The sequence below is a fragment of the Protofrankia sp. CiP1_Cm_nod4 genome, assembly GCF_982290645.1.
Genome location: NZ_CEVIVC010000116.1, coordinates 1 through 15,221, shown reverse-complemented (window position 1 = coordinate 15,221; position 15,221 = coordinate 1). Strand labels below are relative to the sequence as shown.

Sequence of the window (15,221 nt, the reverse complement as noted above, 5' to 3'; positions counted from 1 at the left end):
CGATTCTCAGGAACCTCCTCGACCCGTTCCCGTCGCCCGCGCTGGCGGTGGCCGGCGGCGGCGAACCAGCCGGCCTGATCACCGGGCGTATTCTGAGAACAGAAGCCGGTACGTCCCGTGGCGTCGCACGCGTGTGGACACCACCGGTCCGCAGCCTGGAAAATCCGCACACCATACGATTCAGTCAGGAGAACGTGAAACCGCGGACACACGATGGCATAACCATCCCCAAACTGGTGGAGAGCATGCGGACCGAGGGCTGGAAGGGCAATCCCATCGACGTCGTCGAACTCCCCGACAAGTCGCTGCTGAGCATCGACAACCGCCGCCTCCTCGCCGCCCGCGAAGCAGGAATAGACGTCCCAGTCATACGCCACCACCCCGACGAGCCCTTCCCTGAAAAACGAGGGAAGTCGATATTTTTCAGACCGAACCACAGTATCCGCCAGCTGCCGGACGGCAGCCTTGTCCGCGGTGGAACGGAGGGCGAAATCTTATACAAGAAAAAGGACAATCCGCTGACCTGGGGCGAAGCCGCCTTGTTCCGCGCCGCCCGCCAACCGAAAAATCCCGACGGTTCACAGTTCCCCCTGACGGGGCGCCTGGAACCACCGAGAATCTTGGCCGGAAAATGAAAAACCGTTCGGGTGTGCCGCCCCTTCCAATGCTCATAGAATGTTTTGCGAGCTATCTTCGGGATCTGACGGGCAAACGTTCTGTGGACGAACTTCTTGTCGCCCTGGAGGCGAACGGGTTGTACCTCGAGCGCGACCTGCTCCAGGCCCGCGGGGACGGCCTGACGAGATATCTGCCCGCGCCGGAGTCGGCCGGGATCTGGAGTGGCCGGCGCTGCTGGCTGGGCTGGTACCCCCCGGACACCGGCGAAGCCTCGGCTGGTGATCTGTGGTTCGACCCGGTCGAGATCTCGCTGATGGTCCTGATCCCGCAGACCCAGGAGGATCTCGCGGAACTCGCCGAGCTCCCGCCGCGTTTCCTGGCGCGGCACACGCCGTTTGTCGGATGGGTCGCCGTTCGGCAGATGGCGGTCTGGCAGGCGATGGGATGTGCGCTGGTGGCCGGCCGCGACCTGCGGGTCGACACGGAGGCCGGCCTGCCGCATGCGGCTGTCGCCGGGGTGCCGCCGGCGCTGGCGTGGGACATCGCTCTCTTCCTCGGCAAGGCGACCTGCGACCCGGACTACTGGGAGGCCGCCCATGAGGCGCTGTCGGCGGAAGAACTCGCGGGCATGTGGCCGGAGGACGCCCCGGAGCACGCCGGCGAGGTGAACTCCGGATTCTGGATCGTCGTCGGGCGCGACGACGTCCTGGCCGGCACCCCGTGGGACAACGACCTGGGCGACAATTTCCCATCCCTTGATGCGTCTTACCCTGCGCCGGGCGTCCGCTTCCGGACCGCCGTCTCCAGCCAGCTGGGAATAACAGATCCGGAAGAGGATGACGAACCGGGCGCTGTCATCGACCGTCGGCGGGCTGCCATGACCGAGGGCGGGCGAACGCGGTGATCGATCCGTGCATCCGGCGGGCCGCTGTCCTGACGGTCGCGGAGCGGCTGCGCAAGCAGGGGTGGAGCGGTGGGCCGCTGCACGCGGTGGGGCTGCCCGACGGCACGAAGGTCACCCTGCAGAACCTCCTGCTCGCCGCCGCGCGCGAGGCCGGCCTCCATCAGATCCCCACCCTCACCCACCATCCGGACGAGCCGCTGCCGCTCCTCATGGCCAGGGACTTCGTGCTCATCCGGCCGATCCGTGAGCTGGCGGACGGGCGGTGCGTGGTCGGCGGCCGGGCGGGGCGGGTGCTGTTCCGCCGGGGGCTCCGCGCGGCGACATACGGCGAGGCCGCGCTGTTCCGTGCCGTCGGCCAGCCGGACATTCCCGATGGCGCCCCGGTGCCCTTCCCGTGGACGGCCGCCATGAGCCCGAGAGAAAACCGGACATGAGAGAAGGCCAGCAATGAGAGAAGGCCGGGAATGACCGGCACGCTGGACGACGCCTACGCCGATCACCTACGGCTGTGGGCGGCCGGGTCGGCATCGCCCCGGCTGGTGGACGCGCTCGTACACGGCGGCGAGCCGGCCGAAGCCGAACTGCTACGGGCGTACCTCACCACCGGCGACCACTGGATGGACAGGCCGCGGACGTCGGGCGTGTGGCATGACCGGGCATGCTGGATCGGCGCCAGGCCGCCGGCGACGGCCCGCGGCGGTGACCTCTGGTTCGACGTGGTGGAAGTGGCCCTCATGGTGCTGATACCACGTCCGGAGACGGAGCTGGCGGCTTTCTCCGCCGAGGAGTGGCAGGCCCTGACCGCGTGTGTGGGCTGGCTGTCGACCAGACCGGTCCGGCGGTGGCAGTTCCTGGGCTTCGCGTCCGTCACCGGCCTGGACCCCGGGCGGACGATCGGCTCGTCCGCGTATGCCATGGGCGCCCGCGGCGCCTGGGCCGACCGGTACGCCGGGTACTTCGGCAAGAGCCTGCCCGGCTGGGACAGCTGGTGGGGGGCGTCCTGCGCGCTCGGTGATGAAATCATCAACACCATGTGGCCGGCGGACATCCCGGAGATCGGGTTTCGTGTCGCGGAGGACGCGATGGCGCTTCTGGGCCGTGCCCGCGCGCTCCTGACGGACCAGGATCCGGATGGCCCGTTCCCGCTGGGTGAACGTTTTGCCGTCACGGACCGCTACTGGCTGCCGGGCATGCGGTTCCGGACGGAGCTGAGCGCCCAGCTCGGCCTCCTGCCGGCCGACCGGGGAGAAAACGGGAACATGCCCGTACTCGCCCGGCCATGAACGGGAAGGCCGCGGGGGTCATATGCCGGCCGCGTGCATGCCGCGTAGCTCTTTTTTCAGTTCGGCGATCTCGTCGCGTAGCCGGGCGGCGAGCTCGAACTGGAGCTCCTTGGCCGCCTCGTGCATCTGGTCGTCGAGCTGGCGGATGAGCTGCGCCAGGTCGGCGCTGGGCATACCGGCCAGCTCGGCCGCGTGCCGCCCGACCACACCGTCACGGCCCGCCTTCGACGACATCCCGGGCCCCGGCACCTTCCCGCGGGAGCGGGCGCGGCCGCCACCGCCGATGGCCTCACCCTCGGCGCTCTCCCGGACGAGGTCGTCCAGGATGTCGATGACCTTCTTGCGCAGCGGCTGCGGGTCCACTCCCCGTTCGGCGTTGTAGGCGATCTGCTTCGCGCGCCGCCGGTTCGTCTCCTCGATGGCCCGCCGCATCGACGGGGTCACCTTGTCGGCGTACATGTGTACCTGGCCGGAGACGTTGCGCGCGGCCCGGCCGATGGTCTGGATCAGCGACTTGTCCGACCGCAGGAAGCCCTCCTTGTCGGCGTCCAGGATGGACACCAGCGACACCTCGGGCAGGTCCAGCCCCTCCCGCAGCAGGTTGATGCCGACCAGCACGTCGAACTCGCCCCTGCGCAGGCCGGTGAGCAGCTCGACGCGGCGCAGCGTGTCGATGTCGCTGTGCAGGTAGCGGACCCGGATGCCGAGCTCGAGCAGGTAGTCGGTGAGGTCCTCGGCCATCTTCTTGGTCAGCGTCGTGACCAGCACCCGCTCGTCGCGTCCGGCGCGGGCGCGGATCTCGCCGACGAGGTCGTCGATCTGCCCCCTGGTCGGTTTGAGCACGACCTCCGGGTCGAGCAGGCCGGTCGGCCGGATGATCTGCTCGACCACGCCGTCGGCGCGGGAGAGCTCGTACGGCCCGGGGGTCGCCGACAGGTACACCGTCTGGCCGATACGGGCGCAGAACTCCTCCCAGCGCAGCGGCCGGTTGTCCATCGCGCTGGGCAGCCGGAAACCGTGCTCGACCAGGTTGCGCTTGCGCGACATGTCGCCCTCGAACATCCCGCCGATCTGCGGGACCGTGTTGTGCGACTCGTCGATCACCAGCAGGAAGTCGTCCGGGAAATAGTCCAGCAGGGTGTGCGGTGGGCTGCCGGCGGCCCGGCCGTCGATGTGCCGGGAGTAGTTCTCGATACCCGAGCAGAAACCGACCTGGCGCATCATCTCGATGTCGTAGGTGGTGCGCATCCGCAGCCGCTGGGCCTCCAGCAGCCTGCTCTGGCGTTCCATCTCGGCGAGCCGGTCGGTGAGCTCCGTCTCGATGCCCGCGATCGCCCGTTCCATGCGTTGCGGGCCGGCCACGTAGTGGGTGGCGGGGAAGACGAAGACATCCCGCGCCTCCCGGACGATCTCACCGGTGAGCGGGTGCAGGTAGGCCAGCCGTTCGATCTCGTCGCCGAACATCTCGATGCGGACGGCGAGCTCCTCGTAGACGGGGAACACCTCGACGGTGTCGCCGCGGACCCGGAACGTCCCCCGGGTGAAGGCGATGTCGTTGCGGGCGTACTGGATGTCGACGAACCGGCGCAGCAGCCTGTCGCGCTCGATCTCCTCCCCGACCCGCAGCCGGACCATGCGCTCGATGTACTCCTCGGGGGTGCCCAGGCCGTAGATGCAGCTCACGCTCGCCACGACCACCACGTCCCTGCGGGTGAGCAGGCTCATCGTGGCCGAGTGGCGCAGCCGCTCGACCTCCTCGTTGACCGAGGAGTCCTTCTCGATGTAGGTGTCGGTCTGGGCGATGTACGCCTCGGGCTGGTAGTAGTCGTAGTACGAGACGAAGTACTCGACGGCGTTGTGCGGCAGCAGCTCCCGGAACTCGTTGGCGAGCTGGGCGGCGAGGGTCTTGTTCGGTGCCATCACCAGCGTCGGCCGCTGCACCTGTTCCACCAGCCACGCGGTGGTGGCCGACTTGCCGGTGCCGGTCGCGCCCAGCAGGACGACGTCCTTCTCGCCGGCGCGGATCCGGCGGGCCAGCTCCGCGATCGCCGCCGGCTGGTCACCGGAGGGCTCGAACTCGGAGACGACCTGGAACGGCGCGGTCGAGCGCGTGATGGCGCTGGCGGGGCGGTCGACGCCGGCGGGACGGTCGGTCGTGGGGCTCACGTCCCCTACAACACCACAGACCTCCGACAATTTCGCACCCGGCCGGCCCTACCCGGGCTGGTGGGACGCGAGCAGGCCCGCCCACACCTCGTCCACCCTGGCCCGAAGGTCCTCCGGGCTGCCGCCGTTGTCCACGAGGATGTCCGCGACCGCCCGGCGGGCGGCGTCGTCGGCCTGGTTGGCCATCCGCGCCCGCGCCTGCCCGGGGGGCAGGCCCCGGCCGGCCAGCCGGGCCAGGCGGACCTCCAGCGGCGCCTCCACCACGACGACCACGTCGTACCGGCCGGCGAGACCGGCCTCGACGAGCAGCGGCACGTCGTAGACGACCACCGCGTCCGCCGGCGCCTGCGCCATGCGTTCGGCCGCCCGCGCGCCGACCAGCGGATGCGTGATCGCCTCCAGCCGGCGGCGGGCGTCCGGGTCGGCGAACACGACCGCCCCGAGAGCCGCCCGGTCGAGCGCGCCGTCGGCCCCGAGCAGATGCGCGCCGAACTCCTCGACCACGGCTTGCAGCCCCGGTGTCCCGGGAGCGACCACCTCGCGGGCGAGCTGGTCCGCGTCGATCACCACCGCGCCGTGGCCGGCCAGCAGCCGCGCCACCGCGCTCTTGCCCGCACCGATCCCACCGGTCAGCCCCACCCGCAGCACAGGAGCGAGTCTGCCGCATCGCCCCGTCCGCCGTACCGGATGGGCCGCCGTACCGGATGGGCGGGCCGCGTCAGGTGAGGACCTTGGCCTTCAGCCGCTGGTACTCCTCGTCCGAGATGGCGCCGTGGTCCCGCAGCTCGGCGAGGCGGCCGATCTCGTCCGCGGGGCCGCCACCCGGCGGGACATAGCTGCGCAGCGCCTGCTCCTGCCGGGCCGCCCGCTCCATCGCCCGTTCGTGCATGCCGCCGCCCCGCACGATCAGATAGATAAGGATGCCGAACAACGGGAACACGATGGCGACGACGATCCAGCCTGCCTTACCCCAGCCGGACAGGTCATGGCTGAGCAGAATGTCGGACACGACCGCGAAGAGCAGATAGAACCACAGTGCGAAGAGAAAGAACCACAACAACGTCCAGAACACGCTGAGCAGCGGATACGAATAGTCGCTGTCCACGATGACCCCCTGGTGTCGCGCCATGGCCGCGCCGCGGCGCTCCCCCGCGGCGGATCCGCGGGGGAGACACCAGGCCCGGCCTGGCACGGATACGGCCGGTGCACACGCACGGCCGATGTAACGCGACAACCGTCACGTCCACCATGCGCGGCGACGGCGTCCCCCTCCTCATCCCCACCAGGTGAAAACACCGCCGCGGAAGGGATGCGGCAGCAGCCCGGCCACATCGCGCCCGGGCGCTTGTGACGGATTCCGGACAGAGCCGGGCTCACCTGTCGAAAAAGCCACCGATTCCCCGTCCGCCAAGGAGCCCGTCCGCCAGGAGCCCGGCAGGCGGGCAGGGCGGCCGGCCGCCGGTGGGAACCGCTTGCGGGGGCGTTGGCGGACGGCAGCCGGCTCTTCGGCGCTGGACGTGCCGGGTGGCCTGTTGAATGCTTGCGGTGGACGGCGTCCATGATGCGGGGAGGTGCCCGGGGTGGTGCGCAGGGCACCGGTGACGGAGCCGGACGAAGGCCGGGTGACAGTGGGCGCCCCGGCGCGTTACGCGGCGGGGCTGCCCGGGGTGGCGCACGCGCTCGGCCAGTCGGTGGCCCAGATGGGGGTGCGCCGCAGCGTCGCCACCCTGCGGCTGCTCAACCAGACGGACGGGTTCGACTGCCCGGGATGCGCCTGGCCGGACCCGGATCCCGCGCACCGCGCCGCCGCGGAGTTCTGCGAGAACGGGGCGAAGGCCGTCGCGGAGGAGGCGACCCTGCGCCGGCTGGCACCGGAGTTCTTCGCCGCGCATCCGCTGCCGGATCTCGCCGGCCGCTCCGGCTACTGGCTCGGCCAGCAGGGCCGGCTGTGCGAGCCGATGCACAAGGCGGCGGACGACGACCACTACCGCCCGGTGAGCTGGGACGACGCCTTCAGGATCATCGCGGCCGAGCTGACCGGCCTGGACAGTCCCGACGAGGCCGTCTTCTACACCTCGGGGCGCACCAGCAACGAGGCGGCGTTCGTCTACCAGCTGTTCGTCCGCGCGTTCGGCACCAACAACCTGCCGGACTGCTCGAACATGTGCCACGAGTCCTCCGGGGCGGCGCTCACCGAGACGATCGGTATCGGCAAGGGCAGCGTCACCCTCGACGACCTCGAACAGGCCGACCTGGTGCTCGTCGTCGGGCAGAACCCGGGGACGAACCATCCGCGCATGCTCTCGACGCTGGAGCGGGTGAAACGGGCCGGCGGCGGCATCGTCGCGGTCAACCCGCTGCCCGAGACGTCGCTGATCCGGTTCCGTAACCCGCAGCGGCCCGCCGGTGTGCTCGGGCGCGGCACCGCCCTGGCCGACCAGTACCTCCAGATCCGGCTCAACGGCGACATGGCGCTGTTCCAGGCGCTGTCACGCCGCCTGCTCGACGCCGAGGCCGCCGCCCCGGGCACAGTGCTCGACCACGGCTTCCTCGCCGCGCACACCACCGGCTTCGACGCGTTCGCCGAGCATCTGCGGACGCTGTCCGACGACGACGTCCGCGCCGCCACCGGGCTCGCCGACAGCGAGATCGACGAGCTGGCCCGCCGGGTGCTGGCCGCCGAGAAGATCATCGTGTGCTGGGCGATGGGGCTCACCCAGCACGCCAACGCGGTGGCCACCATCCGGGAGGTGGTGAACTTCCTGCTCCTGCGCGGCAACATCGGCCGGCCGGGGGCCGGGGTCTGCCCGGTGCGCGGGCACAGCAACGTCCAGGGCGACCGCACGATGGGCATCTGGGAGAGGATGCCGGACGCGTTCCTCGACGCCCTCGGCGCCGAGTTCGGCTTCGCCCCGCCGCGACGGCACGGCCACGACGTCGTCAACGCGATCCGCGCGATGCGGGACGGGCGGGTGAAGGTCTTCGTCGGCATGGGCGGCAACTTCGTCGCGGCCGCGCCCGACACGGCCGTCAGCGAGGCGGCGATGCGCGGCTGCCGGCTCACCGTGCAGATCTCCACCAAGCTCAACCGCTCCCACGCGGTCACCGGCCGCCAGGCCCTCATCCTGCCCGCGCTGGGCCGGACCGAGATCGACGTGCAGGCCGGCGGCCCGCAGTTCGTCACCGTCGAGGACTCGATGGGTGCCGTGCACGCCTCCCGCGGCAGCCTGCCGCCGGCGGCGCCGTCGCTGCGCTCGGAGGTCGCCATCGTCTGCGGGCTCGCCCGGGCCACCCTCGGCGGGAGGACGGCGGTGGACTGGGCGGGCCTGGCCGGCGACTACCGGCGCATCCGCGGCCACATCGCCGCCGTCCTGCCCGCCTTCGCCGACTACGACGCCCGGGCCGGCCGGCCCGGGGGATTCCTGCTGCCGCACCCGCCCCGGGACAGCCGCAGCTTCCCGACCCCGGCCGGCCGCGCCGCCATCACCGTCAACACGCTGGAGGTGCTGCGCACACCGCCCGGGCACCTGCTGCTCCAGACGATCCGCTCCCACGACCAGTACAACACCACCGTCTACGGCCTGGACGACCGCTACCGCGGCATCCGCCACGGCCGGCGCGTCGTCCTCGTCCACCCCGACGACCTCGCCGCGCTCGGCATCCCCGACGGCGGCCAGGTGGACATCGTCAGCGTCCACGCCGCCGTCCACGCCGCCGTCGCCGTCGCCGGCAACGGGCAGGGCAACGGTGCCGAACGCCGGGCCGAGAACTTCCGCGCTGTCGCCTACCCCACCGCCCGCGGCTGCGCCGCCGCGTACTTCCCGGAGACGAACGTCCTCGTCCCCTTGGACAGCACCGCCCGGCGCAGCAACACGCCCACGTCCAAGTCGCTGATCGTCCGGCTGGAACCACGGTAGGCGCGGGCGACGCGGCAGGATCAGGACGGCTGTCGACGCGGGCAGCCCGCTGGTCACCAAGCCGATGGCGCAGCGTCGCCGGCCGGGCATGGTGGACCTCGCCGATCCGGACATGGGATACTTCGCGCCGTGTTTTCCGCGGCCGTCCCCCGGAGCGAGGATGATCAGGCCGCCTGTTCGGCCCTGACAGGTGTCGAGCCCCCTGGCGCCCTCCCAGCGACCCGGCCCGGAAAGCCCGGCAGGCAGCACTCCCTTCCGGACCACTCCCTTTCCCTTCCGGACCGCTCCCATGGGCCCACGGCATCCGGATCCGGCGCATCACGTCCGGATGACTTTTCCGGGGAGCAGCTCCAGGACCTGCACCGCCGGCTGGCCGCCGGCGACGCCACCGCGCTGGCCGAGGTGCACGCCCGCTACGCGGGCTGTCTCATGGCCGTAGCCACGCAGGTCACCGCCGACCGCGAGGCCGCGGCCGAGATCGTGCAGGACGTCCTGGTCCACCTGTGGGAGCACCCTCTGCGGTTCGACCCCGGACGCGGCAACCTGCGCGCCTACCTGGTCGTCATCGCTCGGCGGCGGGCGGTGGACTGGGTCCGGCGCGAACATGTGCGCAGGCCGTCGGATGCCGTCGCCCGGGAGCTGGCCGGCCTGCCCGACGGCCCGGCCGCCGACGCGGTGGTGCTGAGCGAAGCCACCGCGGCCATGGTGCGCCAGGGCGTGGCCGACCTGCCCCATCAACTGCGGGAGGCGGTGGAGCTCGCGTTTTTCGACGGATGCACGTACCGCGAGGCAGCCGCAAGGCTTACCATCCCGGAAGGTACGGTGAAATCCCGTATCCGAACAGCGTTACACAAACTGGCCGTCCGGCTGGAACGCGAAGGAGTCCACTCGTGACTGTGGGGGACGCCGGAGCCGGGTCCGGCGGGCCTGGGCACCTGCCCACCGCCGGATGCCGGGGGCATGTCGATGACCTGCTCGGGGCATACGTGCTCGGCGCCTGCGATCCGGACGAGACCATTGTCATCGAAACCCACCTCGGCCGCTGCGAACAGTGCCTGGCCGTCGCCGAGACCCTCGGCACCGGCCTGCTCGAACTGGTCGGGCCCGACGGCCGCCCCGTCCCCACGTCGTTTCCGGCGGGCGCGTTCTCCCCGACGGCCGTGCCGTCGGCCAACGGTGTGACGGCAGCCTCGGGCAGGGTGACACCACCGGATGGTCCGGAGGACATGGCCGGCGCTCCCGAGCCGGCCGGAACCGCGGATGCGTGGACAGCCGGGGACGCGTGGACAGCCGGCCCGCGTGCCGGCGGAGTCGAAGCGGTCGTGGCCGCGGCACTCGCCCGCCGTCCCGCCGCACCGCTCACAGCCGGGATCGCGGATCTTTACCTTGCCCAGGTCGCCGCCGTCGACCGGCTGCTGGCCGAGCTCACCGCACAGGAGTGGGCGCGCCCGATCGTCAACGGCTGGAACCCGCGGGAGTTGATCGCGCATCTGGCCGCTTCCGACGGGCTGCTCGCGGCCCGGATCGGCCTGGCGGTGGACCCGCCGGTGGAAAGCACCGACCTCGACGAGCGGACCGCCGCCGTCCACGCCCACCAGCACGGCTGGACGGCGGAACGCACCTGGCGGGCATGGCATGACGGGGCGGACCGGATCGCCGGCCGTCTCGGGCCGGCCGAGCCCTCCACCGCCCGGCCGGCCGCCCGGTCGGCCGCCCCGGACACGACATCCGCCGCCCACCTGCACGACCACCTGACCGCTCGGGCGTTCGAGACCTGGATCCACGGACGCGACATCGCCGAGCAGGTCGGCCTCACCATGCCGCTTCCTCCCGCCGCCCATCTCCACCGGATGGCCGACACGGCGATGCGCGCGCTCGACCCGAAACGGCGAGCCGCCCTGCCCGACCGGTCCAGGCAGGCCACCCTCCTGGTCGACCTGTCGGGCGCCGGTGGGGGCCGGTGGCTGATCGGGCCGGACGGCCCGCGCGAGATCCCCGGCACGGGGAAGGGGCCCGCCGCGGACGCGTGGCTGCGCACGCGCATCCTCGACTTCTGTCTCCTGGTCGCCGACCGCAGGCAGACAGCGGATCTCGGTGCCGAGATGGCGGGAGACATCGAGATCGCCCAGGCGATGCTCGACGTCGCACCCTCTTTTGCCGGCGCCTGACCGAGCGGCATCCACCACACGCGATTCCGGCTGTCCCGCGGTTTTCCCGGCCAGCGGATCGCGGGCGGACGTGTCGGCAAGGAGACATCTTCGATCCGGCCCGCCCTGGGCGCCGAACTCTCCTCGACGCCGGCACCACCAACCCGACCGACCGGCCGGCGTCAGAAGGAGAGATCATGCGTACCCGTCGGCTCACCGTCGCCCTCGCGGCTTCCACCACCGCGCTCCTGCCGGTCCTGCTCACCGGCCTGTCGTCCCCTGCCTCAGCGGCCGTCGAGACCTGCGTCAACCAGTTCACCGGCGCCGCGCTCACCGCCACCGTCGTCGGGAGCGACGGCGCGGACTTCATCACCGCCCGGAGCAACGACGTGATCTCGGCCAAAGGCGGGAACGACGTTGTCTACGTCAGCCCGTTCGTGAGCAACGTGACGATCTGCCTCGGTGACGGCAACGACCAGTTGGTCTTCACCGGCGGCACACCGGTGAGCCCGCTTTCGGTCATGGGCGGTCCGGGCAGCGACAGCATCCCGGGCAGCAACGGCAACGACGCGCTCAACGGGGGTGACGGGACCGACTCGATCGACGGACGGGGCGGCTACGACACCTGCAAGAACGGGGAGTTCGTGGTCAACTGCGAGATCATCCTCTAGGAAGCCACCGCACGACGCCTTCCCGGACGATAAAGATCTTGTAAATCTGTCGATCAGGGATCTGCCGGCAGGCAGGACGTGGGCTGAACCAGCGGTTCACAAGGGGCCGGAGGCAGCGCGATCATGCTTGTCCCGCGCTGCCCGAGGCCAGCCCCCGGGCCGCTGGCAGCGACACCGCGCTGCCCTCAGAGCGGGGACACGCCACCGGCGGCCGCGCCTGTGACACGAACCCCACCTGTGACACGAACATATGCGGGGGCCGGCGGGAGATCTCCCGCCGGCCCCCGCTATCGCTTGATGATCTTCCGTGCTACTCGCGGCCGAACTGCTCGCGAAGCCGGCGCAACGCTTCCTCGTCGATCGCGGAGGCGGGCTGCTCCGACTCGGCGGAGGTGTAGGACGACGGCGCGACCGCGGCGGCCTCGGCCTCCTGAGCGGCGCGGATCTGTGCCTGGTGCGCCTCGTAGCGCTGCTGGGCCTCGGCGTACTGCCGCTCCCACTCGGCCTGCTGCTCCTCGAAGCCGGGCAGCCACTCCCCCGTCTCCGGGTCGAAGCCCTCGGGGTAGACGTAGTTGCCCTGCTCGTCGTACTTGGCCTCCATCCCGTACTGGGACGGGTCGAAGGCCTCGCCGTCGGGCAGCAGCGCGCTGCTGTCGTTGGCCTGCTTGAGGGACAGGCTGATCCGGCGACGGTCCAGGTCGATGTCGATGACCTTGACGAGGATCTCGTCCCCGACGTTGACGACCTGCTCGGGGATCTCCACGTGGCGCTCGGCCAGCTCGGAGATGTGCACCAGGCCCTCGATGCCCTCGTCCACCCGGACGAACGCGCCGAACGGCACGAGCTTGGTGACCCGGCCCGGCACGACCTGGCCGATGGCGTGGGTGCGGGCGAACTGGCGCCACGGGTCTTCCTGGGTGGCCTTCAGTGACAGCGACACCCGCTCCCGCTCCAGGTCGACGTCGAGGACCTCGACCGTGACCTCCTGGCCCACCTCGACGACCTCGGACGGGTGGTCGATGTGCTTCCAGGACAGCTCGGAGACGTGCACCAGGCCGTCGACACCACCGAGGTCGACGAACGCGCCGAAGTTGACGATGGAGCTGACAACACCCTTGCGGATCTGGCCCTTGGCGAGCTGGGCGAGGAACTCCGAGCGGACCTCGCTCTGGGTCTGCTCCAGCCAGGCCCGGCGGGAGAGGACCACGTTGTTCCGGTTCTTGTCCAGCTCTATGATCTTGGCTTCGAGCTCACGGCCGACGTAGGGCTGCAGGTCGCGGACGCGGCGCATCTCCACCAGGGAGGCCGGCAGGAAGCCGCGCAGCCCGATGTCGAGGATGAGGCCGCCCTTGACGACCTCGATGACGGTGCCGTTGACGACGCCGTCCTCTTCCTTGAGCTTCTCGATCGTGCCCCAGGCGCGCTCGTACTGGGCGCGCTTCTTCGACAGGATGAGCCGGCCTTCCTTGTCCTCCTTCTGGAGAACGAGGGCCTCGACATGATCGCCGACGGTGACGACCTCGTGCGGGTCGACATCGTGCTTGATCGAAAGCTCCCGGGACGGGATGACGCCTTCGGTCTTGTAGCCGATGTCAAGGAGCACCTCGTCGCGGTCCACCTTGACGATGGTTCCGTCGACGATGTCGCCGTCGTTGAAAAATTTGATCGTTTTGTCGACGGCGGCGAGGAAGTCCTCGGCCGAGCCGATGTCGTTGACCGCGACCTGCGGGGTGGTCGGGGTAGGCGGTGTGGTCACGGTCTCCACGGGTCGTACGTCGGTGGTGCTCGTCAAGGGGTCGGCTCCGACTACGGGGTTCGTCGTATGCACGAGGGCCGGGTCGAACCGCCGGGACGGAGGGACAGGGACCGTGCTAAACGAACACTGTCGATACCGAAAGCGACGCTCGAGCGGATCTGCTACGTCTGAGATCCACGGACTCTCGTGCCAGTCCTAAGTCTAGGGACCGGTGTCCAAGGTGGTCAACGCCAGGGGCCCGTAACCTCGTCCAGGATCACAGGACCGGCGGGGCCGCCGGGCGCACGGACCACTGCGAGGCCACGCCGGCAGACCCGGCGCGCCCGCCCGCATACCACCGCCGGCGTCCAGGGGCCCGCCTGACACTGCGAGGATCGATGCCGTGAACGGAGCAGAACACCCCGGCCCGGCAGCCCGCGAGCCGGCGCCCGCCCGCCGGGCCGCGCCGCAGTACCCTCCGGGCCACTACCACCCGGCGGAGTTCGGCTACAGCGACATCGACGACGACAGTGCCCGGTGGGCCAGCCGCGGCTACTGGGACGCCACCGCCGACGACTACCAGGCCGAACACGGCGCCTTCCTCGGCGACACCGACTTCCTGTGGTGCCCGGAGGGGCTGCGGGAGGCCGACGCCGGGCTGCTCGGCGAGGTCCGCGGCCGCACCGTCCTGGAGATCGGCTGCGGTGGCGCGCAGTGCGCCCGCTGGCTGGTCGCCCGCGGCGCCGAGGTGGTGGCGCTGGACCTCTCCGCCGGGCAGCTGCGGCACGCCCGCGCGCTGTCGGCCGCCACCGGTGTGCCGGTCCCCCTGGTGCAGGCCGACGCGGCCCGGCTGCCGCTGGCCGACGCGAGTGTGGACACGGCCTGCTCCGCCTTTGGCGCGATCCCGTTCGTCGCGGACAGCGCCGCGGTCATGCGCGAGGTCGCCCGGGTGCTGCGGCCCGGCGGCCGCTGGGTCTTCTCCACGACACATCCGATGATCTGGTCGTTTCCCGACCACCCGGGCAAGGAGGGGCTGACGGTCGTGCGCAGCTACTTCGACCGCCGGGCCTACGTGGAACGGGACTGGGCCGGCCGGACGACCTACGCCGAGACGCACCGGACCGTCGGTGACCGGGTCCGGGAGCTGGTGGCGGCCGGGCTGCGCCTGCTGGACGTGATCGAGCCGGAGTGGCCGGCCGGTCACGACCGGGTCTGGGGCCAGTGGGGGCCGGTGCGGGGCCGCTTCTTCCCGTCCACCGCGATCTTTGTGACCGACAGGCCCGCCGGGCCCGCCTGACACCCACTGCCACGTACTGACACGTCCCGACAGGCACTGACAGGCACTGACAGGCACTGACAGGCACTGACAGGCGGCAACGGGATGCCGGACAGGTACCGGCAAAGTGGCGGCAGGCGCTGACAGGTACCGACAGAAGCGGTCACGGGTGCGATATTCGGAGTCCGGCGGGACTGGCCACTGATTTCCCGGCACGGGAATGTCGCATCGGGTAGTGGAAAAATCACTGCTGTGACGCCGGGGGTTGATGACGGGCCAGTAGTCCTTCCAAACGCGACGAACGCACTCCCATCTGTGATGGACGTCCTCGCGGCCAATGGCCTCCTCCCGGCCAGCGGCGCCATGACGGGCCACGGCACGGCCACCACCACCGCGGCAGGCCGCCCCCGGGCCGACAGCGCCGCGACGGGCCGTGCCACGGTGGACGGAGGCACCGCGCACAGGGAGACCGGACACAGGGGCACGGCACGCGGGGGCACGGCA

The 15,221-nt window shown here is 70.9% G+C and carries 13 protein-coding genes and 1 pseudogene; 10 read left to right on the top strand and 4 right to left on the bottom strand.

Features of this window, described 5'->3' with window-relative positions; all coding sequences use genetic code 11:
* From AC5LSR_RS18530 to AC5LSR_RS18515, 4 genes and pseudogenes are all read left to right on the top strand, one after another.
* Positions 1-635 (top strand): annotated as a pseudogene (locus AC5LSR_RS18530) (hypothetical protein); the annotation flags it as partial.
* Between the two features lie 83 nt (positions 636-718).
* Positions 719-1,522 carry a hypothetical protein gene (locus AC5LSR_RS18525; RefSeq protein WP_250285920.1) on the top strand — a complete coding sequence of 268 codons (804 nt, stop codon included), beginning with the start codon at positions 719-721 and terminating at the stop codon, positions 1,520-1,522.
* Positions 1,519-1,956, top strand: a complete 438-nt coding sequence (locus AC5LSR_RS18520; protein ID WP_250285919.1) for a hypothetical protein — start codon at positions 1,519-1,521, stop codon at positions 1,954-1,956. Before AC5LSR_RS18525 ends, AC5LSR_RS18520 begins: the two co-directional genes overlap by 4 nt.
* 30 nt (positions 1,957-1,986) lie before the next feature.
* Positions 1,987-2,805: a hypothetical protein gene (locus tag AC5LSR_RS18515; protein WP_250285918.1), complete on the top strand. Its 819-nt coding sequence runs from the start codon at positions 1,987-1,989 to the stop codon at positions 2,803-2,805.
* Between the two features lie 18 nt (positions 2,806-2,823).
* Here the strand turns inward: AC5LSR_RS18515 and uvrB are convergent, their stop codons facing one another.
* The 3 genes from uvrB to AC5LSR_RS18500 all read right to left on the bottom strand — a co-directional run bounded on the left by uvrB (position 2,824) and on the right by AC5LSR_RS18500 (position 6,100).
* Positions 2,824-4,971 carry an excinuclease ABC subunit UvrB gene (uvrB, locus tag AC5LSR_RS18510; RefSeq protein WP_445548362.1) on the bottom strand — a complete coding sequence of 716 codons (2,148 nt, stop codon included), beginning with the start codon at positions 4,969-4,971 and terminating at the stop codon, positions 2,824-2,826.
* A 48-nt stretch (positions 4,972-5,019) separates the two neighbouring features.
* Positions 5,020-5,619: a dephospho-CoA kinase gene (coaE, locus tag AC5LSR_RS18505; protein WP_250285917.1), complete on the bottom strand. Its 600-nt coding sequence runs from the start codon at positions 5,617-5,619 to the stop codon at positions 5,020-5,022.
* A gap of 70 nt (positions 5,620-5,689) precedes the next feature.
* The gene (locus AC5LSR_RS18500) at positions 5,690-6,100 is read right to left on the bottom strand and encodes an SHOCT domain-containing protein (RefSeq protein WP_250285916.1); all 411 of its coding nucleotides are present in this window, start codon (positions 6,098-6,100) and stop codon (positions 5,690-5,692) included.
* 451 nt (positions 6,101-6,551) lie between these two features.
* Here AC5LSR_RS18500 and AC5LSR_RS18495 point away from each other — a divergent pair, with 451 nt between their 5' ends.
* The 4 genes from AC5LSR_RS18495 (at position 6,552) to AC5LSR_RS18480 (ending at position 11,706) form a co-directional block, all read left to right on the top strand.
* Positions 6,552-8,888: an FdhF/YdeP family oxidoreductase gene (locus AC5LSR_RS18495; protein WP_250285921.1), complete on the top strand. Its 2,337-nt coding sequence runs from the start codon at positions 6,552-6,554 to the stop codon at positions 8,886-8,888.
* A 129-nt stretch (positions 8,889-9,017) separates the two neighbouring features.
* Complete coding sequence (locus AC5LSR_RS18490; RefSeq protein WP_445548361.1) at positions 9,018-9,782, top strand: RNA polymerase sigma factor; 765 nt, start codon at positions 9,018-9,020, stop codon at positions 9,780-9,782.
* Positions 9,779-11,056 (top strand): maleylpyruvate isomerase family mycothiol-dependent enzyme, encoded by a 1,278-nt coding sequence (locus AC5LSR_RS18485; protein ID WP_250291161.1) that lies wholly within the window; start codon positions 9,779-9,781, stop codon positions 11,054-11,056. The genes AC5LSR_RS18490 and AC5LSR_RS18485 overlap by 4 nt, the downstream gene beginning before the upstream one ends.
* A gap of 176 nt (positions 11,057-11,232) precedes the next feature.
* Complete coding sequence (locus tag AC5LSR_RS18480) at positions 11,233-11,706, top strand: hypothetical protein (RefSeq protein ID WP_250287229.1); 474 nt, start codon at positions 11,233-11,235, stop codon at positions 11,704-11,706.
* A gap of 310 nt (positions 11,707-12,016) precedes the next feature.
* Here the strand turns inward: AC5LSR_RS18480 and rpsA are convergent, their stop codons facing one another.
* Positions 12,017-13,498 (bottom strand): 30S ribosomal protein S1, encoded by a 1,482-nt coding sequence (gene rpsA / locus AC5LSR_RS18475; RefSeq protein ID WP_250287231.1) that lies wholly within the window; start codon positions 13,496-13,498, stop codon positions 12,017-12,019.
* Between the two features lie 346 nt (positions 13,499-13,844).
* Between rpsA and AC5LSR_RS18470 the strand changes: the two genes are divergently transcribed.
* A complete protein-coding gene (locus AC5LSR_RS18470; RefSeq protein ID WP_250287233.1) occupies positions 13,845-14,738 on the top strand; it encodes a class I SAM-dependent methyltransferase in 894 nt (297 codons plus the stop codon).
* Between the two features lie 294 nt (positions 14,739-15,032).
* A partial coding sequence (locus AC5LSR_RS18465; protein WP_493468734.1) for a hypothetical protein occupies positions 15,033-15,221 on the top strand: 189 nt, incomplete at its 3' end.

Bases quoted from the DNA above. Each gene is read 5' to 3' on its own strand.
- AC5LSR_RS18515 (WP_250285918.1), top strand. From the start codon at position 1,987: ATGACCGGCACGCTGGACGACGCCTACGCCGATCACCTACGGCTGTGG.
- AC5LSR_RS18500 (WP_250285916.1), bottom strand. From the start codon at position 6,100: ATGGCGCGACACCAGGGGGTCATCGTGGACAGCGACTATTCGTATCCG.
- AC5LSR_RS18480 (WP_250287229.1), top strand. From the start codon at position 11,233: ATGCGTACCCGTCGGCTCACCGTCGCCCTCGCGGCTTCCACCACCGCG.